This is a genomic window from Pelagimonas sp. (assembly GCF_050633425.1).
Classification (GTDB): domain Bacteria; phylum Pseudomonadota; class Alphaproteobacteria; order Rhodobacterales; family Rhodobacteraceae; genus Pelagimonas.
Map to the genome: position 1 here is coordinate 279,762 of NZ_JBOEGM010000016.1, position 20,573 is coordinate 300,334.

At 55.8% G+C, this 20,573-nt stretch carries 22 protein-coding genes, 1 tRNA gene and 1 pseudogene; 12 read left to right on the top strand and 12 right to left on the bottom strand.

Annotation, left to right across the window (positions count from 1 at the left end; genetic code table 11):
- Window positions 1-8 precede the first annotated feature (8 nt).
- From cbiB to ACRBB0_RS14495, 3 genes are read right to left on the bottom strand one after another with little or no spacing between them, the layout of a single operon-like run.
- Window positions 9-944: an adenosylcobinamide-phosphate synthase CbiB gene (gene cbiB / locus ACRBB0_RS14485; protein ID WP_431375152.1), complete on the bottom strand. Its 936-nt coding sequence runs from the start codon at window positions 942-944 to the stop codon at window positions 9-11.
- A complete protein-coding gene (locus tag ACRBB0_RS14490) occupies window positions 941-1,756 on the bottom strand; it encodes a propanediol utilization protein (RefSeq protein ID WP_431375153.1) in 816 nt (271 codons plus the stop codon). The genes cbiB and ACRBB0_RS14490 overlap by 4 nt, the downstream gene beginning before the upstream one ends.
- Window positions 1,747-2,316, bottom strand: coding sequence for a histidine phosphatase family protein (locus tag ACRBB0_RS14495; protein ID WP_431375154.1), 570 nt, complete (start codon window positions 2,314-2,316; stop codon window positions 1,747-1,749). The genes ACRBB0_RS14490 and ACRBB0_RS14495 overlap by 10 nt, the downstream gene beginning before the upstream one ends.
- 51 nt (window positions 2,317-2,367) lie before the next feature.
- On the opposite strand from ACRBB0_RS14495, the gene cobU reads away from it, so the two are divergent.
- From cobU to ACRBB0_RS14510, 3 genes are read left to right on the top strand one after another with little or no spacing between them, the layout of a single operon-like run.
- A complete protein-coding gene (gene cobU / locus ACRBB0_RS14500) occupies window positions 2,368-2,904 on the top strand; it encodes a bifunctional adenosylcobinamide kinase/adenosylcobinamide-phosphate guanylyltransferase (protein WP_431375155.1) in 537 nt (178 codons plus the stop codon).
- Complete coding sequence (gene cobT / locus ACRBB0_RS14505) at window positions 2,888-3,904, top strand: nicotinate-nucleotide--dimethylbenzimidazole phosphoribosyltransferase (RefSeq protein WP_431375156.1); 1,017 nt, start codon at window positions 2,888-2,890, stop codon at window positions 3,902-3,904. The genes cobU and cobT overlap by 17 nt, the downstream gene beginning before the upstream one ends.
- Complete coding sequence (locus tag ACRBB0_RS14510) at window positions 3,901-4,653, top strand: adenosylcobinamide-GDP ribazoletransferase (RefSeq protein WP_431375157.1); 753 nt, start codon at window positions 3,901-3,903, stop codon at window positions 4,651-4,653. The genes cobT and ACRBB0_RS14510 overlap by 4 nt, the downstream gene beginning before the upstream one ends.
- A 331-nt stretch (window positions 4,654-4,984) precedes the next feature.
- Here ACRBB0_RS14510 and ACRBB0_RS14515 read toward each other — a convergent pair.
- Window positions 4,985-5,253, bottom strand: a pseudogene (locus ACRBB0_RS14515) (transposase); the annotation flags it as partial.
- Between the two features lie 79 nt (window positions 5,254-5,332).
- Entirely contained in the window at window positions 5,333-6,940 is a 1,608-nt protein-coding gene (locus ACRBB0_RS14520) for a peptide chain release factor 3 (RefSeq protein WP_431375158.1), read from the bottom strand.
- A 143-nt stretch (window positions 6,941-7,083) separates the two neighbouring features.
- On the opposite strand from ACRBB0_RS14520, the gene ACRBB0_RS14525 reads away from it, so the two are divergent.
- Complete coding sequence (locus ACRBB0_RS14525) at window positions 7,084-8,502, top strand: hypothetical protein (RefSeq protein WP_431375159.1); 1,419 nt, start codon at window positions 7,084-7,086, stop codon at window positions 8,500-8,502.
- A 92-nt stretch (window positions 8,503-8,594) separates the two neighbouring features.
- Here ACRBB0_RS14525 and ACRBB0_RS14530 read toward each other — a convergent pair whose 3' ends face one another.
- Window positions 8,595-8,861, bottom strand: coding sequence for a hypothetical protein (locus ACRBB0_RS14530; protein WP_431375160.1), 267 nt, complete (start codon window positions 8,859-8,861; stop codon window positions 8,595-8,597).
- A gap of 101 nt (window positions 8,862-8,962) precedes the next feature.
- Between ACRBB0_RS14530 and ACRBB0_RS14535 the strand changes: the two genes are divergently transcribed.
- The gene (locus ACRBB0_RS14535) at window positions 8,963-9,448 is read left to right on the top strand and encodes a hypothetical protein (protein WP_431375161.1); all 486 of its coding nucleotides are present in this window, start codon (window positions 8,963-8,965) and stop codon (window positions 9,446-9,448) included.
- A gap of 54 nt (window positions 9,449-9,502) precedes the next feature.
- On the opposite strand, the gene ACRBB0_RS14540 is transcribed toward ACRBB0_RS14535, so the two are convergent.
- From ACRBB0_RS14540 to ACRBB0_RS14550, 3 genes are all read right to left on the bottom strand, one after another.
- Complete coding sequence (locus ACRBB0_RS14540; RefSeq protein WP_431375162.1) at window positions 9,503-9,946, bottom strand: hypothetical protein; 444 nt, start codon at window positions 9,944-9,946, stop codon at window positions 9,503-9,505.
- A 24-nt stretch (window positions 9,947-9,970) separates the two neighbouring features.
- Entirely contained in the window at window positions 9,971-10,933 is a 963-nt protein-coding gene (locus ACRBB0_RS14545) for a pentapeptide repeat-containing protein (RefSeq protein ID WP_431375163.1), read from the bottom strand.
- Window positions 10,934-11,018: 85 nt separating this feature from the next.
- On the bottom strand, window positions 11,019-12,065 hold the full coding sequence (locus ACRBB0_RS14550) for a Hint domain-containing protein (protein WP_431375164.1): 1,047 nt from the start codon (window positions 12,063-12,065) through the stop codon (window positions 11,019-11,021).
- A 170-nt stretch (window positions 12,066-12,235) separates the two neighbouring features.
- Here ACRBB0_RS14550 and ACRBB0_RS14555 point away from each other — a divergent pair, with 170 nt between their 5' ends.
- Window positions 12,236-13,015: an SDR family oxidoreductase gene (locus tag ACRBB0_RS14555; protein ID WP_431375165.1), complete on the top strand. Its 780-nt coding sequence runs from the start codon at window positions 12,236-12,238 to the stop codon at window positions 13,013-13,015.
- A gap of 62 nt (window positions 13,016-13,077) precedes the next feature.
- Complete coding sequence (locus ACRBB0_RS14560) at window positions 13,078-14,223, top strand: hypothetical protein (RefSeq protein ID WP_431375166.1); 1,146 nt, start codon at window positions 13,078-13,080, stop codon at window positions 14,221-14,223.
- A 74-nt stretch (window positions 14,224-14,297) separates the two neighbouring features.
- On the opposite strand, the gene ACRBB0_RS14565 is transcribed toward ACRBB0_RS14560, so the two are convergent.
- A complete protein-coding gene (locus ACRBB0_RS14565; RefSeq protein WP_431375167.1) occupies window positions 14,298-14,993 on the bottom strand; it encodes a M48 family metallopeptidase in 696 nt (231 codons plus the stop codon).
- A 627-nt stretch (window positions 14,994-15,620) separates the two neighbouring features.
- Here ACRBB0_RS14565 and ACRBB0_RS14570 point away from each other — a divergent pair.
- A complete protein-coding gene (locus ACRBB0_RS14570) occupies window positions 15,621-15,851 on the top strand; it encodes a hypothetical protein (protein WP_431375168.1) in 231 nt (76 codons plus the stop codon).
- 529 nt (window positions 15,852-16,380) lie between these two features.
- Here the strand turns inward: ACRBB0_RS14570 and ACRBB0_RS14575 are convergent.
- A tRNA-Ile gene (locus tag ACRBB0_RS14575) sits at window positions 16,381-16,457 on the bottom strand.
- 118 nt (window positions 16,458-16,575) lie between these two features.
- On the opposite strand from ACRBB0_RS14575, the gene purM reads away from it, so the two are divergent.
- The 3 genes from purM (at window position 16,576) to rnd (ending at window position 19,473) form a co-directional block, all read left to right on the top strand.
- On the top strand, window positions 16,576-17,622 hold the full coding sequence (gene purM, locus ACRBB0_RS14580; RefSeq protein WP_431375169.1) for a phosphoribosylformylglycinamidine cyclo-ligase: 1,047 nt from the start codon (window positions 16,576-16,578) through the stop codon (window positions 17,620-17,622).
- Entirely contained in the window at window positions 17,619-18,209 is a 591-nt protein-coding gene (purN, locus tag ACRBB0_RS14585; RefSeq protein WP_431375170.1) for a phosphoribosylglycinamide formyltransferase, read from the top strand. The genes purM and purN overlap by 4 nt, the downstream gene beginning before the upstream one ends.
- A gap of 103 nt (window positions 18,210-18,312) precedes the next feature.
- Window positions 18,313-19,473, top strand: coding sequence for a ribonuclease D (gene rnd, locus ACRBB0_RS14590; protein WP_431375171.1), 1,161 nt, complete (start codon window positions 18,313-18,315; stop codon window positions 19,471-19,473).
- 11 nt (window positions 19,474-19,484) lie between these two features.
- Here rnd and ACRBB0_RS14595 read toward each other — a convergent pair whose 3' ends face one another.
- Window positions 19,485-19,988, bottom strand: a complete 504-nt coding sequence (locus ACRBB0_RS14595; RefSeq protein WP_431375172.1) for a hypothetical protein — start codon at window positions 19,986-19,988, stop codon at window positions 19,485-19,487.
- Between the two features lie 122 nt (window positions 19,989-20,110).
- Here ACRBB0_RS14595 and ACRBB0_RS14600 point away from each other — a divergent pair, with 122 nt between their 5' ends.
- A complete protein-coding gene (locus ACRBB0_RS14600) occupies window positions 20,111-20,512 on the top strand; it encodes a SufE family protein (protein WP_431375173.1) in 402 nt (133 codons plus the stop codon).
- Window positions 20,513-20,573 lie beyond the last annotated feature (61 nt).

The window sequence follows — 20,573 nt, forward strand, 5'->3', positions numbered from 1 at the left end:
CTTCCTCCCTATCTCAAGGCCCATAAAGCAAGCCCAAGCGCCAAGGCAAGCAAGGCAAAGGTATAGAGCTGCAATCCGTGCTTGAGATCCGTCGGGGTCGGGTCGGGGCAGGTGCCATTAACCCAAGGTTCATCATTGATCGTCTGGCCGTAAATGCGGGGACCAGAGAGGCGCACGGCTAAGGCTCCGGCCATTGCGGCTTCGGGCCAACCGGCGTTGGGAGATCTGTGGTGGCGCGCGTCCTGCCAGATACAGCGCAGCGCCGTGATCGGGTGTTGCGACACCAAGGCAAAAAGCAGGCCCGTGAGACGAGAGGGGATCAGGTTTACCAGATCATCGAGCCGTGCCGCGGTTTTGCCGAAGTATTCGTACCGGTTACTTCGATGGCCAATCATCGAATCCAACGTGTTTATGGCCTTGTAGGCCGCGATGCCGGGCAGGCCAAAGACAGCGCCCCAAAAGATCGGAGCGACAATGCCATCTGAGCTGTTTTCGGCCAGGCTTTCCAATGCAGCGCGGGTCACTGCGGGGGCGTCAAGCTGGGCCGGATCACGCCCAACAATCATGGAAACCGCCTTGCGTGCAGCAGGCAAGTCCTGGGTGGACAAAGGGCGCGCGACGTCTTGGACATGGGTATACATGGAACGCGCGGCGATCAACGGCCAGGCCAAAATACCCGTGACAAGGGTTCCGATCCAGTTATCCGGTAGCCAAAGGGTGGCAAAGAGCGAGATCGCCAAGGCGGCGGCAACGACGCAGAGTGTGGTCGCCGCGCCCAGCACAAACCGCCTTGCAGAAGACCCGCTGTTCCAATGCCGTTCGCATGAGGAAATGGCGGCACCAATCCACGTGACAGGATGACCGATACGGTCAAACACCGGTTTGGGCCAGCCAATCAATGTGTCGAGGGTCAAGGCGATGATCATGGCGATTGCAAAGCTCATCCGTTGCCTCCGGCTTTGAACTGAACCAGCCTAGAGAACCCGGCGGATTTAAGGGTGGCTCTGGCCCGGAGTGGGACCGAGTTTGGCGCAAAAATCAACCCGCGCGCGGCACCAGTATGGGCCATGACGACGCCCAAGGCATTGAGATTGCGTGCCATTTCAATGGTCGGATCATTGGCGATGCCGCGCTGTTTCAAATTCCGCAATGCAGATGTTGTCGTGAGCTGCGCGATGGTTTTGAGGTCTTGGTCATGCGTTGCCTGTGTCCATTGCGGCACCAGATCGGAAATATCGGCAAAGTTTTCGTCGCCCGGCATCGTTGTGCAAAGCGGTCCGAAAAAACCACCGATAACCTCAATCTTGGGCAGGACAGGCAGGGGCGAAATCACACGGGCCTGCCGAGAGGCCCATAGCATTTGCTCGGGTTGGGGAAACATCAAAGGATCGGTGGCACCTTCGATTTTGAGACAGGCTTTGGCCAAGTCGGCCGGATCTATTCGACGGCCAGACAACTGGGCCAAAGCAACCAATGCTGCGGTCGAAGCTCCGGCACCGCCGCCGGGGGGCATGTCGCTGTGCAGCGTGATCCGTTGCTGGGTAGGGGCTTGGATGCCATGGCGAAACCGCCGCGCCCTTTGGGCGGACAAAATGCGTTGAGGGCTGTAGATTTCGGTCCGCAACGATGGCACGGCGCGCGCGTGAACACAGAGTGCCGGGCAGGGTAAAGTGACGAGTACAACAGGCCCATGTTGCCCAAGCCGACCTTGCATCAACTCCCCGAAATGCCCCGCAACTGAGGTTCTCAACAGCATGAGTTGACCTTTTTGATGCCAAAAACGCCCTTTGGGAGCACAGAGAGTGTTGTCACAGACAGGGTGTCAATCTCAAATCGGAGGGCGTGGGGGGCATGGCCCAAGGCAATAGAAAGGGCCGCACGAATTGTTCCGGCATGGGCGATGATCGCGGTGTGACCGGGTTGCGCAAGACGTAGAATTGGAAGAATCCGAGCACAAAGATCGTCAAAGCTTTCGCCCTGAGGTGGGGCAAACGCAGCCAAATCCGCGCCATCCAATGCTCCGATATCTGGAAGGTCAGAAAACGCTTGGTCTTCCCAATCGCCGAGGTCCTGCTCCCAGAGCGCATCATTCAACACGGGAGACACATTTGGCCACAGGGTGCGCAAGGTTTGAACACAGCGCAATGCCGGGCTGCACAGCACCCGATCCATGTCAGGAAGACTGTCGCGCAGGGTGTCAAATCTGCCAGAATCGGAACAATCCGCAGCGACGTCGCGACGGCCATATACCCGACCATCACCGATCACCGGCGCATGGCGGATGAAATGAAGCTCTGTCGCTGCGCAGGTTTGCACGGTCGTTATTCCTCTTTCACTTGCGGCTTGTTTCTGCTTTTTCATGACGCCATGAGCAAGTCGATACTGATAACCGGCGGGGCCCGGTCGGGAAAAAGCGTCATAGCTGAGCGTGTTACCGAACGTTTGGCTGCGAAAACGCAAGCTGGGCCGATCTATATCGCCACAGCACAAGCGTTTGATTCTGAGATGACCGCACGGATTGAGACGCATCAAGCGCGCCGCGGCGCTGAATGGCACACGATCCAAGAGCCCTTGGATATCAGACAGGCCTTGGTGGCGTCGGACGGGCAGGGGCCGCGTTTGGTGGATTGCCTGACACTTTGGGTGTCGAACCTGATGCATCATGACCGCGATTGTGCGCAGGCCGCGCAGGAGTTGGCCGATGTCATCGAGACGCAATCATCACCGGTGGTCTTTGTTACAAATGAAGTTGGCGCAGGAATTGTGCCGGAAAACGCGCTTGCACGGCGATTTCGCGACGAAGCAGGCCGCGTCAATCAGATCATTGCCCAAAGCTGCGACGAGCTGTATCTCGCCGTGGCTGGCTATCCAATGAAGGTGAAACCGAATGACATTGAAATTTGAACTGACCGCGTTGGACGGATTGAAAGATCAGATACCCACCTTGCCTCAGGTCGATAATGCTGCGGCTGACGCGGCGCGTGCCCGTCAGGACAGTTTGACCAAGCCCCCCGGTGCGTTGGGGCGGCTTGAAGAGTTGGCGATCTTTATGGCCGGATGGCAAGGGGTAGAAAAACCTGTCATTGACAAGGCTCAGGCGCTTGTTTTCGCGGGCAACCATGGTGTTTGCGCCCAAGGTGTGAACCCATTCCCCCAGGAAGTGACCCTGCAAATGGTGGCGAATTTCGAAGCCGGCGGAGCCGCGATCAATCAGCTGTGCCGGGCGAATGGAGCGGATTTATCCGCGATTGCGCTTGAGCTTGACCGTCCAACGGCGGATTTCACCACCGGTCCTGCAATGAGCGATGCGGACACGTTAAAAGCGCTCGCAACTGGTGCGTCGGCGGTGGATGTGACGGCGAAAGTCTTGGTCTTAGGCGAGATGGGAATCGGGAATTCGACCGTTGCCGCAGCCCTTGCCAATGCCGTGTTTGGTGGCACCGCCCATGATTGGGTCGGCCGGGGCACTGGCTCTGACGATCAAGGCGTGGAACGCAAGGTTTCAGCGGTGTCACGCGGTGTCAGTTTGCACAGAGATGCGTCCGGCCTTGGCATTTTGGCGGCCCTCGGAGGACGCGAGCAAGCCGCGATTTGCGGCGCTATTCTAGCGGCGCGGGCAGCCCGCATTCCGGTGATTTTGGACGGGTTTATTTGTACGGCGGCTGCAGCACCTTTGTTTGCGGTTGACCCGGCGTTCCTCGATCATTGCCTTGTTGGCCATCGCAGCGCGGAACCCGGTCACCAACGACTGTTGGAGGCTCTGGGTAAAGCGCCGGTGTTGGATTTTGACATGCGCTTGGGCGAGGGGTCAGGCGCGGCTTTGGCGCTTGGCATTTTACGCAGCGCCCTTGAATGCCACAACGGAATGGCGACCTTTGCAGAGGCCGGAGTGTCCGGCGGATGACCCAGTTTTCCCGCCGTGTCAAAGAGTTACGCCTGGCGGGAATGCTGCTGACACGGGTGCCTATGGGCACTCTGAGTGACCCCGTGCCGGAGTTGCCAGACGCAAGATGGGCCTATCCGTTGATTGGGTTGGCGCTCGGGCTTGTAATGGCGGTTGTGGCGGGCATCGCGCAGGCGCTTGGGTTTCACTATGGCGTAATTGCACTTTTGGTTGTGGCCATTGGCGTCCTTCTTACCGGTGGTTTGCATGAGGATGGCATGGCGGATCTCGCGGATGGTTTCGGTGGTGGGCATACCAAATCGCGCCGCCTTGAAATCATGCGAGATAGTCGGATCGGCTCTTATGGCGTCCTCGCGCTTGGTTTGACCATCGCCCTAAAAGCGCAAGCGATGTTTGTGGTTTTTCAGTCGGGCGCTGTGCTCTGGCCGTTGATTATCATGGCGGTTAGCAGTCGTTTTTTCATGCTGGCTGTGCAGGAATTTGTGCCGCCCGCGCGCCAGGACGGGATGGGGTTTAAGGCCTCTAAAACCGGCGGCTGGCGTATTTGGGCCGGACTGGCTTTGACCGTTGTGATCGTTTGGCCGCTAGGCTGGTCCGGCCTTGTTGCCCTTTTGGCGATGGCTGGTGTTGCTGCAGCGCTCTCTTTTCAAGCCAAACGATTGATAGGAGGTCAAACCGGTGACGTGTTGGGGGCTGTGCAATTGGCGACGGAATGCGCCGGATGGCTTGCCTTATCTGCTTTGCTTTAACTTGGTCCTGCGGCCTGCCTGTACTCAGTATCAATAACTTTTGACACAGGCTGCAAAACACAGTTTTCGGAGCCTAAGGGGGCTTTGATGCACAAATCGGGTGAATGACGGCTTTCCCCTTGCTCCAGACGGACTTTAGCCTAGTGGCTCAGTGATAGATTTGCCAAGTGCCGTGTGGCGGCTGAGGACGTTGACGCGGGTTTGGATCTCCGCGACCTGTCGTTCGAAGTCCCTCACCATCAGCGATTGGCCGAGTCGTTTCATACAATGCATCCATTGCCCGGCAGTGCATCACAAAATGATATCACGGTAGGGGAGGCCCCTAGGCAACACGATACGGCAGGCTCACATTCAGTGCTTTCTGACGTCGACATAAGGTGCTGAAATCCGGCGCGGCCCGATCTAGCCCGACCAGTTGCAGCAGGCTCTGGACGAACCAAGTTGCCTGCCGACCGCCTTGCCGTTTGGCGGCGGCGTCCAAACCATCTCTGGATCAAACCAGATCGACAACGACCCGCGTCGCTTTAAGCTCTCATTGGAAGGCGACCAATACTTGGTCTTGTCGTTCGTAGGGGCCGACTGGTTATCGCCCTTAGCTATCGCGCTGGTTTCAGACAGTGCAACCCCGACCGCGATTTGTGCAACAAAGCCACCCATCCCCCCAAGACAGGGCTTGGGGTTATGTCATCATTTCCTTGGTGGCTGAGAGGGTTACATCAGGGTAATCGCGTTCGATGCGGTCGATGTCCCATTGCAAGCGGGTGAGGTAGACCACGTCGCCGTCGTTGTCATAGCTGATGTGCTGTTTGTTGGCGTTGACAAATTTATCAACCGCGTCCTGTTCACCATGCACCCATCGGGCGCTGGTGAATTGCGAGGCGTCAAACCGCACCGGTAAGCCATATTCCATCTCAATCCGGCTGCCAAGCACTTCGAATTGCAGCGCGCCAACAACGCCGACAATAAAGCCGGAGCCGATCATTGGTTTGAAGACCTTGGCGGCGCCTTCTTCGGCAAATTGCATCAAGGCTTTTTCGAGATGTTTGGATTTCATCGGATCACCAGCGCGCACCCCTTGCAGCAATTCGGGCGCAAAGCTTGGGATGCCGGTAACCCTGATGGCTTCGCCTTCGGTCAGGGTGTCGCCAATCCGCAGCTGACCGTGGTTGGGAATGCCGATGATGTCGCCGGCCCAGGCCTCTTCAGCCAATTCGCGGTCGGCGGCCAGAAAGAGCACCGGATTGGAAATCGCCATCGGTTTTTTAGTGCGCACATGGGTGAGTTTCATGCCGCGTTTGAAATGGCCAGACGCAAGGCGGACAAAGGCGACGCGGTCGCGGTGTTTTGGGTCCATATTGGCTTGGACTTTGAAGACAAACCCGGCGACTTTCTTTTCTTCGGGGGCAACAGTGCGCGGGCTGGCCGATTGGATCTGCGGTTCTGGCCCATAGGCGGCAATACCGTCCATCAGCTCTTTGACACCGAAACTGTTGATCGCAGAGCCGAACCAGATCGGGGTCATATGCCCTTCGAGAACAGATTGCGGGTCAAGTTTTGGCAAGAGTTCCTTGGCCATCTCAACCTCTTCGCGCAGCTGTTCCAGCAGCGCTTCGGGGATGTGTTTTTCCAATTCAGGATCGTCGAGCCCATTGATCTGAATGGTTTCGGCGACGACATTTCGGTCGGCACGGTCCATCAATTCCAGACGATCATTGAGCATATCATAACAGCCAAGAAAATCGCGGCCCATGCCGATGGGCCAGCTGGCAGGTGTTACGTCAATTGCCAGGTTTTCTTGGATTTCGTCAATAATATCAAACGTGTCCCGCGCTTCGCGGTCCATTTTGTTACAGAAGGTCAGGATAGGCAGATCACGCAACCGACAAACTTCAAAGAGTTTGCGGGTCTGGCTTTCAACCCCTTTGGCCCCGTCGACGACCATGACGGCCGCGTCCACCGCCGTCAGGGTGCGATAGGTGTCTTCGGAGAAATCCGAGTGGCCCGGTGTATCCACGAGGTTGAACCGGAACTTGCCGAAATCAAAGGACATGGCCGAGGCAGAGACCGAGATGCCGCGGTCTTTTTCCATCTGCATAAAGTCTGATCGGGTGCGCCGCGCTTCGCCCTTGGCACGGACCTGACCCGCCATCTGAATAGCGCCCCCATAGAGGAGGAACTTTTCGGTCAGCGTGGTTTTACCGGCATCCGGGTGCGAGATGATCGCAAAGGTGCGGCGGCGCGCAATCTCGGGCGGGAGCTCGGGGCGGTTTGTGGCGGTGTCTAACATGCGCGTCCGATAGCGCGATTTGACTGTGGGGGCAATGCGTCGCCAACGATCCGGGGATAATTGTAAAAGGTATATGCGAATTGGTTGGATCGCCCTAAGGTCGAATACACGTTCCGTTATTCACCTTTTGATTGGAGTGTTCCATGCCAAGATTTGTCTATGCCGGATGTCTGACCAGTGTCGCACTGTGCTTATCCAGCCCGATTTTCGCCCAAGACGGGCGCCCTGACTTTCAACCTATCCCAGAACGCTTTGGATATTTTCAGGAAAATGAGCGCTTGTGGGAGAGTATCAAAGAAGGGGACATGGGGGTGTCGCGTGCGCATGCGTGGCGCCTGTTTGCAGGTATGAATCAACCGCTTGAGCCGGGGGAGCCAAATTCTTGGCCGATCTGGTTCAGCTGGCCCACATCGGCGCAGGCCTTTGCCGTGGATGGCCAGCACAGCGAAGAGGTTTTTGCGATCCGTGTGTCACCCCAAATTCAGGATATCCAAGTGGCCCGAGAAGGCGGAGCCGATATTCCGGTGAACACCAAGGGGCCGACCTATCCAGTGCCTGAGGCAGTTAAAACGCGCTATCCGACAGCCATCAAAAAGGACGGATCGGTCAAGGATGGGGCGTTTTTTGTCAACAATGGTGACATAATGATCGCGGTAGAATCCCTATCCCCAGAAGGGATTGGCCAGATTCGCGGCGAGGGTCTTTATCAAAAAGAGGTGCTGCAACAGCTTTGGGACAAGGGCGAAAGCATCGATTTGGATGAGCGCTATGTCTCGACAAAACATATGTATTGGCCTGTCAAACGCGGTGGGCTGACGGCGTTGCCTTGGTGGGATAACAATTACTCGCCGATGTATAATGACTATGTGGGATATGAAAACTGGGGCACGGTGGTTGCCATTGACCCGGTCGGAGATGCGATTGGGGAATGGGTGTCTCTTGACTACCTATACGGGATCAAAAACCATGATGGATCAGCGATGGAGACGCGACAGGCCACGGCGCAAGTCGTTGGATTGGATCGGTTCTATCATCATCAAGTGACGGATGCAGACTGGGAGATTTTCACCGAGGCCGACAAAGCGATTTTGGCTCAGGCCAGTTATTGGCTCTATGATGAGCCATTTGAACCGGGCGATTATTTGGTCGAAGTCGCGATGCATATCGTCACCAAAGAGGTGCCGACCTGGACGTTGCAAAGCTTTTGGTGGTCGGCGCGATCAGATGAGGGGCCTTATTCATGGGATCGCCCGGAGATGGAGGCGCAGGGGCCGTGGGACCAGTACCTGTTGACCGAGGCAAACGCCTATGATCCCGGCCCCGACGGCGAGCTGCCAATCGCGGTGAACCCCTATATCGAAGGGGTCATTCATCCGATCCGCACCAATTGTCGGAACTGCCATGTGCGTGCGGGCTATACGCCAAAAGACGCGCCAAACAAGACCGGGTATTCATCCCCCAATTGCCCCGATCTCCTGGCGGCATTGATGCCCGATGATGCTTGTTTTGTCGGGGTCAGCCTGTCTGACTTTGCCTGGATCATACCAGACAGGGCGCAGTAGCTTTTTATCGAAACCTTTTGCTTAGCAATGAGTGCGGACATGTGGCAGTCGGGCGATGAACGTCCGGTTGCCATTTTTTGAAGTCTGCGACGCTACCGGTTGTTGCGACCGTTGATTTCATCGACGCGGCCCGCAGCGATCAGGCTATACAGGCTGGTCTGGATATTGGCGATGGTGGCATCATCAACGTCAAGGTTACAGGCCAGACCGGTCATGGTGGATTGCACCACATAGACCTCCTCGAGCTCGGCGTCGTTTTCCTGAGCGAGACGGTTGCGGAAGGTCACCCGTAGATCAATACGACCGGCTTTGAGCTTCTTCGGGTTCAATTCCTCCTTGGGGGCGGAGACGGTGTTCATGCCTTCTGCCTTGAGAATGTCTTCGGCGACGTCACCGTTATAGGTGCCAATTGACAGGTGCCAATTGACAGGGCGCGTGCATCCTCGAGCGAGTTGATGACATGGCCATCAGATTTCCGGCCCACCAAAACGATATGGTTTTTGTCCAGAGGCGTAACCTATTTGAAGTTGTGCTTGCGGGCATCGGTGACAGAGGTCGAGAACACGCAGGTGTTGGTAGTGTTTTGCGCCGTCGCAAAGGCGCGCGCCCATGGCTGAACCTCCATAGAATAGGGAACGTCAGCGGCCTCCATCGCTTCACGGACAAGCTCGGTTGCAGTGCCGAGAATTTCACCGGTTTCGGTTTAATTATAGGGTGGATATTCTTCGGTCAGCAGGGTCAGCGGAGCATTGGCGGAAGCGGTTGTGGCAACAACAGCGCCTATCGCGGCGCAAAGCAGAGGCTTGAGAGAAAACATGTGGTGGATCCGTCCATTGGTCAAACATTGGGTCAAATAAAGGGGGACGGTAGCACCGGCGTCCTTATCGGAGCCCAAATGCAGCATTCATTTAAAACAGGCCGATTTGGTAGACGTTTGTTGAGGTGATCACCGGGATGATCAGTGGGCCATCACAGGTTCGAAAGAGGGTTTTAGATGTGTTTACAGCAGTTTGGGCAAATAGGTGATCCATTGGGCAAGCCAAGTCAATTCGCCCGGTAAAATGCCCGCGAGTTGTAGTAACGGGCCCGCCAAATGCGCCAATAAAGCCCCGGCAATCCCTTTGATGATGAGCTTGCGGGACTCGCTTACGGTGTCTTTGGAAAGGTCTCTGGCCAGAACAAATGTTTTGTGGGCGATGCCAAGCAGGAGGTCTTTGGACGCCAAATAGCCGACCATAGTGGCGTCGTCTAAATATTCGCGGATGCGTTGGAAAAGGGATGGATCAAAGTGGTCTGGATCGCTTTCCAGAGCGTCCGCCGCATGTTCAAAGATCGCTTCGATGTCTTCTCGTTTGGCTTCGAAGACCGGCTCGGTTGCGGCTTCGGCTTGCCGGAACTCTTGCCAAAGCGGTAGGTTGGCAGAGATCAAAGAGGCGCGCAGCAAAGCGGCCTCGAGATGCCCGAGTTTTTAGGGGGCGATGTCTTCTAGGATGGGCTTTTCACGGGTGAATTGCAGGGAAAGCGCCTGAACACCGGTGCCAAAGCGGATTTGATCCAATTGGTCTATTGATTTTGGCAGGCGTTTCAGGAACCTTTCGACGCCTTTGGAGAGCATCGGGGCCTGATTGTCGAGATTGCCAAAGTTTTGCAGATCATCGACGGCGTCATGAAGGTCTTCGAACAGCCCCTCAAGAGTTTGCTGATCAATCTCGCCAAGTTTTGGAGGGGCAAGTTGCGGTGTATCGAGCGACAGAGTGTTGGCATCGGAGCCGACCGTGTGACCGATTGGGGAGGCGGGCAGGGCCGGGAGTGCGGTGTCTGGCGGTTCGGTGCTTGGGCTTAGCCAGCTGGCAGGTATGGGAAGGCGCGATGGAAGGATGGTATTGGCGTCGCCAAGAAGGCTTTCGTAGTAGCGTTTGTCGAGATACTTGGCTTTGCTGAGGTCGGTGCCGCGGACGTCCCAGCCATTGAGGTAGGTTTGTGGAAAGACAGTGCCGTTGAGTATCGCCCCGCGCAAATCTATGTCGATCCAATCCCAAGTGCCAAGAGTAGCGAGAGTGAGATTGGCGTTTTGGAAATTTGTTTGGCGAGCGGTTGAATAATTTAAATCCGCATTTGTTAAATCCGCCTTGTGAAAATTTGCGTAGGAGATGTCCACGCTTAGAAAATTTGAATTGCCTAAAGCTGAACCGGAGAAATCCGCGTCGTGGAGGATGACCTTAACCCAAAGGCTCGAACTCAAATCTGACTGACGCAGGTCAATGCCAGACAAGTTACATGGGACCGCAGATCGGTCGCCGGCGTGAATACTAGTGAGCTCTTCAAAGATGTTCACACGCGACAAATCCGGCACAAAACCATCGCTTTGGCACCGGGCATTCCAGGCCTCAACACCTTCTTTCAACCACTCAATATGCTGGGGGTTTGCCATTTTGCCCTCACTCGTTACGCGCGCATGAGAGCACCATAGACGCCCAAGCGCGTCAACCTATTTGCCCGGTTTCAGTCGGAGGGATTTAGCCCGTTGAGGATTTACGCAAAAGGCCAACCGCATCCGGGTGGGAGAGCAGGTTTTCCTGGACTTCAAGCTCGGAAAAGCCGGAGCGGCGATGGCCGGGGATGAGTTCTTCTAACTTGGCGTTAAGCTCATCGGGGAGGGCGGCTTGGGTTCGGGTGTCGACCAGCATGCTTTCGGCAGCGATGCCTTCGGCATAGATGATTTGATGGCTGTCAAAGAGCATCTGATAATAGTCGACAAAACCGCCGACCACTTGTTGTACTGTGGTGTCGTTGATCAGATGACAGGCGCGGACCAGAATTTCGGAGCGACCAACGCCGATTTCATCGCTGCGCTGGTAGATGAACAGGCGGTGGTCTGGGCTGACAAGCAGGTCGCGGGTGTTGTTCAATGTACCTTCGCGGATCAGGATCGGCGCAAAGGCCCCAACGGCGCGGGCGGTGTGATGGCCGAGCCAGCGGATTTCCTGAGGGCCGTCATCGCGGGTTAGAACCCGGTCGCCGACGTTCAAATCCTGAACCGATTTTTGCGCCCCATTGGCCAATGTGATCATTGTGCCAGCGGTGAAGGATACACAGGCCGTTTGGGCAAATGTCTGCAAGGCGGCATCGCGATTGACACCGACCAGAACATATTCGGAGTTCGGGATCATGTCGCCGACAGGCAGGGCATAGACCTGCGAAACATTCCCCGCATCGTCGGTTTCAACCAGCACAAGGCATTCGACGGTTTCGCCGCTGATGGACATGAAGGTAACGCAGCAATCGAGATGCAAGTCGGCACCGGGCAGACCCATATCGGCGTCAGGAGCAATCTGGAACGGTGGACTGCCGAGGTTTTGCACCCGAATGCGGGTCTTGGCCGCCAAAGGCGACAGCCGGTAAACATCGTCGGGGATCAGTTCGTCAGCAAAGGACAGGGCGTCGCCAAGATTGGCACCATTGATCACACGGATCATCTCTGCACGAAAAACATGCAGGGTTTGTGCGGACCGGGTGCCCTCATTTTGGGTTTTGTTGGGGCTTTGGTTGCGGCTGTTGCTCATGACACCTCGTGACAGGAAGTCCGGTTAGACATTTCGGAAACGAATCCCAGACGGCTGTTGCTTACTGCATTGTATGCTATCCGATTGTGTCATCAAATAGCCAGCGATCCGGCCATTTTCCGGCTGGCGCGAAACGAAGCCCTGAGGGGGCGGAAGGAAAAGGAGAGATCATGGATCTGGGTATCGCAGGGAAGCGCGCATTGGTTTGCGCATCGAGCAAAGGGTTGGGGCGAGGCTGTGCGGAGGCTTTGGCGGCAGCTGGTGTTGAGCTGGTGATGAACGCGCGCGGCGCAGAGGCTCTGGAAGCGACGGCGCAGGACATTCGCGATACCTATGGGGTTGGCGTGACAACAGTGGCGGCGGATATCGTGTCTGAGGAGGGGCGTGCCAAGGTGTTGGATGTGGCTGGAGACGTTGACATTCTGGTCACCAATGCCGGTGGTCCGCCCCCCGGTATTTGGTCAGATTGGGGCCGTGATGAATTCATTTCGGCGATTGATGCCAATATGCTCACCCCGATTGCTTTGATGACAGAGCTCATGCCGAAAATGGCGGCGAAGGGCTGGGGGCGGGTGGTGAACATCACGTCGCAATCCGTCAAAGCCCCGATCGCACAGCTTGGGTTGTCGAATGCGGCGCGCACCGGGTTGACCGGCTATGTGGCTGGTACCGCGCGCCAAGTTGCGCCAGACGGTGTGATCGTGAACAACATTCTGCCAGGGATTCATGCAACGGATCGGGCGGTTTCGCTTGATACGGGGGTGGCGACGGCTCAGGGCATTTCGCTTGATCAAGCGGTCGAGCAGCGGGCGGCGACCATTCCGGCACGGCGCTATGGGACGCGGCAGGAATTTGGCGCGATGTGTGCGTTCTTGTGTTCGCAACATGCGGGTTTCATCGTGGGGCAGAACATCTTGCTGGATGGTGGCGCGACCAACGCAACATTGTAACCGGGTGCCCCAAACGTCTTGCAAGACCTTTGGGGCATCGTTTTGAAAGGTATGGGACGGCTATGGCACGTGGACCAGACGGGCAGGGCGGCGGTGCGGGGTTTTCCCTTGCTGACCAGTTGTTTAACAAGGACAGTATTGGGGACCTAGCCCGTGAATTCGCCCAGCTTGACGGGTTTGATGGCAATGGGTTTGCCGCCGAGGTTTTGGCGGGTTTTGGTGATCTTGGACTTTTGGAGCGGTTGGATTGGATAGCCACCTGCGTCGAAACCCGAATGCCCGCTGACTTCCCTGCGATGGTCGACCAGCTGCGCGCTGCTATGCCGCCAGAGTTGGACCCAAGCAAAAGCGACGATGATTTTGGGCGGTTCATTCACGCGGTTCCGGGCATTTTGGCGGTGCGCCATGGTTTGGAGGAGCATCGGGAATTGGCGCTTGATCTGATATATGATGCCACCAAACGCTTTTCGATGGAGTTTTATATCCGGCCGTTTTTGAACCGCTGGCCAGAGGAAACCTTGGAGCGGCTCGATCTTTGGTGCGGGGATGACAATTATCATGTGCGGCGTCTGGTGTCCGAAGGGACGCGGCCGCGTTTGCCTTGGGCGCGCAATATCGAGATCGCGCCAGAGGTTCCGTTGCGGTATTTGGATCGGCTCTACGGCGATCCAACCCGATATGTGACACGCTCGCTGGCCAATCACATGAACGATCTAAGCAAGGTGGTCCCGGATGAGGTGGTGGCACGGTTGCGCGCCTGGTCAGAGACCGGGCAACAAGAGGCCAAGGAAATGGATTGGATCACCCGCCATTCTTTGCGCACAGCGGTAAAGCGCGGGGAGCGGGGGGCGCTGGATTTGTTGGGCTATCGCACCGGTGACGTCACCGCGCAATTGGTGATCAAGACGCCGCAGGTTGTGATTGGCGAGGCGGTCGTGTTTGACTTGGTTTTGCAAAGCCCTGAGGCGCTTCCGGTGATGGTGGATTATCGGTTGCGATTTGTGCGGCCCAAGGGCGAGGCTGAGAAAGTCTTTAAGCTCAAAACTGCCAAATTGGCTCCGGGGCAGGCCGCGACGCTGTCCAAAACGCATAAGCTCAAGGGCAATGCCAGCACGTTCACGCTACACCCTGGCACCCACGGCATCGTGGTGCAGGTGAACGGAGAGGATGTGGCTGTCGGGGAGTTTGAGCTGGTAGCGGCCCACTGATTTCTGGGTGAGCAAACGGCGCGCGCGCCAATAAAAAGCCTACCTGCCTATTACCGGCCCTATTACCGGCCCTATTACCGGCGACGGCTCTTGGCCCAGCGTTGCTCATGCTTTTCAATGGCGCTGATACGCTCTTGGGGTTTGGGATGCGACATGAACCAAGCCGGGACAGGTTGGCCGCCCTCGGCGCTCCAGCTATCAAGTTTTTGAAACAGGGATTTGAGCGGCTCGGTGCCAATCCCGGCTTTGGTCAACAAGGCAGCGGCATATTCATCGGCCTCATATTCATCGGCGCGTGACATGCTGGCGGAGCGCAGATTCATGATCCAACCCGCAACCATGCCACCAAAGCCAAATGTGAACCGGTTGAGCACCATAGCGAGCACACTGCGCATGGCGTTTTGCCCAAAGAAGTCATTCATCCGCGATTTGGCATGCCCGAGGGCGACATGGCCAATTTCATGGGCGATGACGGATGTGAGTTCGGGGGTCGATACCTCGCCAGCCTGATGGCGGTTCAGGAAACCTCGGGTGATGTAGATGCTGCCGTCGTGGGTGGCGAGCCCGTTGATTTGCGGGACTTCGTAGACATGAACTTTGATCCGTTTGACTTCCATCGCCGCGGCGAGCCGATCAATCAGCGGGGCAAGGGCCGGGTCAAACAGCAGGGTCGATTTGCTCTCAAGCTCCCGAGCGCTGCGCCAGGCGGAAAAACGGAACATGATGTATCCGTAGACCATCATCAAAAGGAGTGGGGCAAGTTTTATCATGCGCTGAATATGGGGATTGGCGGGCGCTGTCGCAACCGCGTTTGTTGGTATCGGGGCAGTGTTAAATGGTCTCGCCGGGGGCACGCTTTTATTGGTCTGGCCCCTTTGCTGACCACTTGCCCTTTGTCCGGGGAGAGCTGCGTCTCGTATGTTCAACCCATTGTCTTAGGATGATCAATATAAGTGTTTTGTGTTGGACGCTGAATAGGGCGGTGTACGCGGTGCCATTATAGCGCGTTCGAATCCAGCTATCCGCTAACAGTGTCCAACGCAAAGCCCTTGGAAGGAGACCAAGCGCCCCTCTCTCGGGGCGCAAAACAAGTCTTGTCAGAGATGCCGGGCTCTGGTGACAATCGCTCGTGCCAGTCACAGGAGGGGTGGTCGCGGGATTTTGGACCAGTCGTTAAGGTAGTTCGCATGAGAAAAGAAGGATCCCGAATAAAGAAACGAAGGAACCGTTCGCCAAAATTCAACGCGCGAATACAACGCCCGGATTCAACGCCAAAACTCAAGGCCAAGGTTGCGGTTTAAGCAATCCGTGATGAGATGACGATGGATGAACTATCCAAGAATTACGGAGTGCATCCGGCCCAGATCATCACGTAGAAACGCACAGTAATTGAAAACATGACGACGGCCGAAACCCGCAAGAGTTCAGCGGTCGAGCAGGTCAATACCGCCAACATCGACAAGCTGCATTCGAAGTTTGGCCAGCTTGGTGTGGAGTGTTTTTTGTCCCCTCAAGAGCATGCCTCGTGGTCAGTTTACCAGCAGCGTTTGGATCGACGTGCTGATGAACGCAAAGATCAAAATAAGCACGAACGGAAAAGACGCGTTGCGCGACACCCACCTGATTGAATAGCTTTGGAGATCGCTGAAGTATGAACGCGTCTATCTGAATGTCTTCGAAACCGGTTCAGAGCTGCGCGCGGGAACCAGAAAATGGCTGACCGACGAAAACGCGGAACGACCCCAATAGATCCACGGCATATTGCCCCCAAACGAGGCATAGGACAGCAAAGCAGAACAAATGTGATTAGCAGCCGAAATGAAACCATGATCCATCTTAACAGGGCTGTAAACTGATCGAAAATCTGGGACCACCGTTCTGCCACTGTTTTACATGCTTGCGAAGTGCTCATTTCGGCAAGGTGGCGCATATGTCAACGTAACGCGATTGCTCTTGTCTGCTCTAGATGCGCTTTTGCGGGAGGGGTTTCAAGAATCCCTGTGCAACGACTTAAGCGTGAACCTGTTGGCGGGGAGAGAGAGTAAAGGACGCACGTCGCAAAATGCGATTTCAGCTGGCGTGCTGGTCGCAACCCTTTGGCAAACATCAAGCAAACACATTGAACCCGAACATGCAGGGACTTGTTTTATCGAGTGTTGGTAGGCCCGGAGGGACTTGAACCCCCAACCAAGGCGTTATGAGCACCCTGCTCTAACCAATTGAGCTACAGGCCCACCGTAGAGCTTTCACTACCAGACAGACCGCGCGCGTCAATAGGCTTTGCGCGTGGTTGCAGCCACGGCTCCTATACGTTATGCGCGGCGCAACAGTTTTCCAAAAAGGTGTCTGGCGATGAGCGATGGCAAAAACGGGCTGACATATGCCCAGGCTGGGGTCGATATTGACGCGGGCAATGCCCTCGTTGAGCGGATCAAACCTGCGGCGAAACGCACCAATCGTTCTGGTGTCATGAGCGGGTTGGGCGGCTTTGGCGCTCTGTTTGATCTCAAGGATGCGGGTTATCAGGATCCTATCCTTGTTGGGGCCACGGACGGGGTTGGTACCAAGCTGCGCATCGCAATTGACACAGGCCATGTGGATGGTGTCGGCATTGATCTTGTGGCGATGTGCGTTAACGATCTTGTTTGCCAGGGTGCCGAGCCGCTGTTTTTCCTCGATTATTTTGCAACGGGCAAGCTCGACACCGACACCGCGGCACGGGTTGTTGAAGGGATCGCCGAAGGCTGTGTGCGGTCCAACTGTGCGCTGATTGGCGGTGAAACAGCTGAGATGCCGGGCATGTATCCCGAAGGTGATTTTGATCTCGCGGGTTTCTCGGTTGGCGCGATGGAGCGCGGTGCCACGTTGCCTGCTGGCGTTTCCGAAGGGGACGTGTTGCTGGGTCTTGGCTCGGACGGGGTTCACTCCAACGGCTATTCATTGGTGCGTAAATTGGTCGACCTGTCCGGTCTTGGCTGGGATGCGGATTGCCCATGGGATGACGGCTCGTTGGGGGCGGCTTTGCTAACGCCGACCCGGCTGTATGTGAAACAATGCCTCGCAGCGATCCGGGCAGGGGGCGTGCATGCGCTGGCCCATATCACTGGCGGCGGCTTGACAGAAAATTTGCCACGGGTTCTGCCCGAAGGCATGGGCGCCGACATCGATCTGGACTCTTGGCAATTACCCGGTGTTTTCAAATGGATGCAAGCCACCGGCGGTATCGAAACATCCGAAATGTTGAAAACCTTCAACTGCGGTATTGGCATGATCATTGTGGTATCCCCAGATCAGGCAGATACGCTTGAAACACTTCTCAAAGATACCGGCGAAACGGTGTCTCGCTTGGGTCATGTGACTGGGTCCGAGGGTGTTTCCTATACTGGAACCCTTGCATGAAACGGGTTGCGATCCTGATTTCGGGCGGCGGATCAAATATGGTCCGTCTGGCCGAAGACATGATCGGGGACCATCCAGCCCGCCCGGTTTTGGTGTTGTCCAACCGTCCTGATGCAGGCGGGTTGAGCAAGGCGAAAAAAATGGGGATTGCGACGGCTGTCGTGGATCATCGTGACTTTAAGGGCGACCGGGAAGGGTTTGAAAAGGCGTTGATTTCAGCGATCGACCCCTATGAACCTGATATTCTGGCCCTTGCTGGGTTTATGCGGATTTTGACACCTGTTTTTGTCGGGCATTACCAAGGGCGGATGCTCAATATACATCCGTCTATTCTACCCAAATACCGAGGGTTGCACACCCATGCACGGGCGCTTGAGGCCGGCGATTCTGAAGCCGGTTGCAGCGTTCATGAAGTGACCGCTGAGTTGGATGACGGCCCGATCCTCGGACAGGCCCGCGTTGAGATTGAGCCAAACGACACAGCCGATACGCTTGCGTCGCGGGTCTTGGTGCAGGAGCACAAGCTTTATCCAATGGTGCTGCGGCGGTTTGCAATCGGTGACAAAACGCCGATTTTACTGCCATAATTCCTAGTGTTGGCGCTGTTACGGTTGTGTTTTCGTCGTAAGCCGGGTTACCTAGAGAAAATTGGGCTTTGCTCAGATAAGAACAACAAAGAAAAGGCTGCGAATGCAGACCATTACCACCACCGAAGATCTCACGGCCTTTTGCGATCGCGCCAAAGGCAAAGCCTATGTCACTGTGGACACAGAGTTCCTGCGTGAACGGACGTATTATTCAAAGCTGTGTTTGATCCAACTGGCGCTGCCAGGGACAAACCCGGATGATGCGGTGTTGGTAGATCCCTTGGTGGATGGATTGTCGCTTGAACCGATTTTGGAAATGTTTCGCGACGAAAGCATTGTCAAAGTGTTTCATGCCGCGCGACAAGACCTTGAGATTTTCTTTATTGATCATGGCGTTATTCCAAAACCTTTGTTCGACACCCAAGTTGCGGCCATGGTTTGTGGCTTTGGCGAACAGGTTGGATATGAAACCTTGGTCAAGCGGATCACCAAACAGCAGCTCGACAAGAGTTCGCGTTTTACTGATTGGTCACGGCGCCCTTTGACGGACGCGCAAAAAACCTATGCGGTTGGTGATGTCACGCATTTGCGCCAGATTTACGAGTTTCTGGCTGGCAAGCTTGAGGAAACCGGCCGGGCCCGTTGGGTTGGAGAAGAAATCACTATTTTGATGGACCCGGAAACCTATATCACCCGTCCACAGGATGCGTGGAAACGGGTCAAAACGCGCTCTAACTCGGCGCGGTTTCTAGCTGTTGTTCGCGCGCTGGCCGAGTTCCGTGAAACGCATGCGCAGTCACGCAATGTGCCACGAAACCGGGTTTTCAAAGATGATGCCTTGGTTGAACTTGCTTCGACCAAACCTGCCAATATGCAAGACTTGAGCCGCTCGCGGCTTTTGCTGCGCGAAGCGCGCAAGGGTGACATTGCCGAGGGAATTCTGGCCGCGATCAAAGCAGGTTTGGATTGTCCGCAATCCAATTTGCCCACGGTCAGCCGAGAAAAAGACAAGCTTCAGGTCAATCCGGCTTTGGCCGACTTGCTGCGTGTGTTGCTCAAGGCCAAGACCGAAAACTTTGGTGTGGCATCCAAACTCATTGCACCAACATCAGACTTGGATCTGATTGCGTCGGGTGAGCGCGATGTTGCCGCGATGCGGGGATGGCGCAAAGAAGTGTTTGGCGACGATGCCCTGCGCCTGTGCAATGGTGAAATTGCACTGGCAACAAAGGGCAAGCAAGTTGTGGTTATCAAGGTTCCGTAACGTGCGGCGGCTTAGCGTCGTGTTGTTCGCACGTTGCGATCTCCTTTGACCCGGATTTCACGAATACCCGCAAGCTGATTATCCGTGACCCACATGGCTGCGGTCACAGTCCGAGAGGCGCTGGTGCCAATGTCGCCGCGGCTCTGCAGGGCTTTGAATGCAAAGGTCAGGGTGGAGTCATTGGTTTCCTCAATGACAGGGATGAGTTTGACGTCAAAGAAATCCTGTCGGTCTGCCACAGCTGTTGCGCGAATGATGGCACCGCCGGGGCGCCGTTCGACCAGCAATTCAGTGACTTCGCCAATCTCAGTGCCGCGATAGCTTGTGTCTTTCTCCTTAAAGAAGACAGATGCGCGACGCTTTGGAATCAGCGGGTTCACGTCTTCGGATGCGGCAATAGGTTCCGAACTGCTATTGCCGAACCAATTGAACGGATTCAAACGTGACCCACCAATTGAGCCGCAACTGGTCAAAACCAGCGCCGAAAGAACGAGAACACCAAGCGGTTTGTTCATTTTATCTCTGCCCTATACCTGCTTATCCCTTGGGTTATCTCATATCGCATTGCTTGAAAAGCGCCAAGGGCTGGACCTTTGGCTTAGGCGGGATTAGGTGCATTGCAAAAGAGGAGACCGGCATGGCGCAGGCAGCATTTGAAGAGGTGGTCGAGGATTTTGAATTTCTCGATGATTGGGAAGATCGCTACCGGATGGTGATCGATATGGGCAAAGCGCTCCCACCGCTCGAGGATGCTCTCAAAGTGCCGGCGACCAAGGTTGATGGATGCGCCAGCCAGGTTTGGCTCCATATCACGCCACACGAGGGTGTTTTCCATTTTCAGGGCGAGAGCGATGCAATGATCGTACAAGGTCTTATCGCGTTGTTGCACAAGCTTTATGACGGTTTGCCAATGGCCGATGTCGCAACAGTTGATGCCCGCGCTGAACTCGGACGCCTTGGGCTTCATGATCATCTTTCGGCCCAAAGGTCCAACGGGTTGCGCGCCATGATCGAGCGAATCCGTGAGACCGCATCCTGACCACAACTGCGCCTTGCTGATCAGATTTAGCAGGGGCTTTCCATGCCCATAACCAAAAAGG

Excerpts from the sequence above, each read along its gene's own strand:
- cbiB (WP_431375152.1), bottom strand. The coding sequence starts at position 944 with ATGAGCTTTGCAATCGCCATGATCATCGCCTTGACCCTCGACACATTG.
- ACRBB0_RS14490 (WP_431375153.1), bottom strand. The coding sequence starts at position 1,756 with ATGCTGTTGAGAACCTCAGTTGCGGGGCATTTCGGGGAGTTGATGCAA.
- cobU (WP_431375155.1), top strand. The coding sequence starts at position 2,368 with ATGAGCAAGTCGATACTGATAACCGGCGGGGCCCGGTCGGGAAAAAGC.
- cobT (WP_431375156.1), top strand. The coding sequence starts at position 2,888 with ATGACATTGAAATTTGAACTGACCGCGTTGGACGGATTGAAAGATCAG.
- ACRBB0_RS14510 (WP_431375157.1), top strand. The coding sequence starts at position 3,901 with ATGACCCAGTTTTCCCGCCGTGTCAAAGAGTTACGCCTGGCGGGAATG.
- ACRBB0_RS14520 (WP_431375158.1), bottom strand. The coding sequence starts at position 6,940 with ATGTTAGACACCGCCACAAACCGCCCCGAGCTCCCGCCCGAGATTGCG.
- ACRBB0_RS14525 (WP_431375159.1), top strand. The coding sequence starts at position 7,084 with ATGCCAAGATTTGTCTATGCCGGATGTCTGACCAGTGTCGCACTGTGC.
- ACRBB0_RS14530 (WP_431375160.1), bottom strand. The coding sequence starts at position 8,861 with ATGAACACCGTCTCCGCCCCCAAGGAGGAATTGAACCCGAAGAAGCTC.
- ACRBB0_RS14535 (WP_431375161.1), top strand. The coding sequence starts at position 8,963 with ATGGCCATCAGATTTCCGGCCCACCAAAACGATATGGTTTTTGTCCAG.
- ACRBB0_RS14545 (WP_431375163.1), bottom strand. The coding sequence starts at position 10,933 with ATGGCAAACCCCCAGCATATTGAGTGGTTGAAAGAAGGTGTTGAGGCC.
- ACRBB0_RS14550 (WP_431375164.1), bottom strand. The coding sequence starts at position 12,065 with ATGAGCAACAGCCGCAACCAAAGCCCCAACAAAACCCAAAATGAGGGC.
- ACRBB0_RS14555 (WP_431375165.1), top strand. The coding sequence starts at position 12,236 with ATGGATCTGGGTATCGCAGGGAAGCGCGCATTGGTTTGCGCATCGAGC.
- ACRBB0_RS14560 (WP_431375166.1), top strand. The coding sequence starts at position 13,078 with ATGGCACGTGGACCAGACGGGCAGGGCGGCGGTGCGGGGTTTTCCCTT.
- ACRBB0_RS14565 (WP_431375167.1), bottom strand. The coding sequence starts at position 14,993 with ATGATAAAACTTGCCCCACTCCTTTTGATGATGGTCTACGGATACATC.
- ACRBB0_RS14570 (WP_431375168.1), top strand. The coding sequence starts at position 15,621 with ATGACGACGGCCGAAACCCGCAAGAGTTCAGCGGTCGAGCAGGTCAAT.
- purM (WP_431375169.1), top strand. The coding sequence starts at position 16,576 with ATGAGCGATGGCAAAAACGGGCTGACATATGCCCAGGCTGGGGTCGAT.
- purN (WP_431375170.1), top strand. The coding sequence starts at position 17,619 with ATGAAACGGGTTGCGATCCTGATTTCGGGCGGCGGATCAAATATGGTC.
- rnd (WP_431375171.1), top strand. The coding sequence starts at position 18,313 with ATGCAGACCATTACCACCACCGAAGATCTCACGGCCTTTTGCGATCGC.
- ACRBB0_RS14595 (WP_431375172.1), bottom strand. The coding sequence starts at position 19,988 with ATGAACAAACCGCTTGGTGTTCTCGTTCTTTCGGCGCTGGTTTTGACC.
- ACRBB0_RS14600 (WP_431375173.1), top strand. The coding sequence starts at position 20,111 with ATGGCGCAGGCAGCATTTGAAGAGGTGGTCGAGGATTTTGAATTTCTC.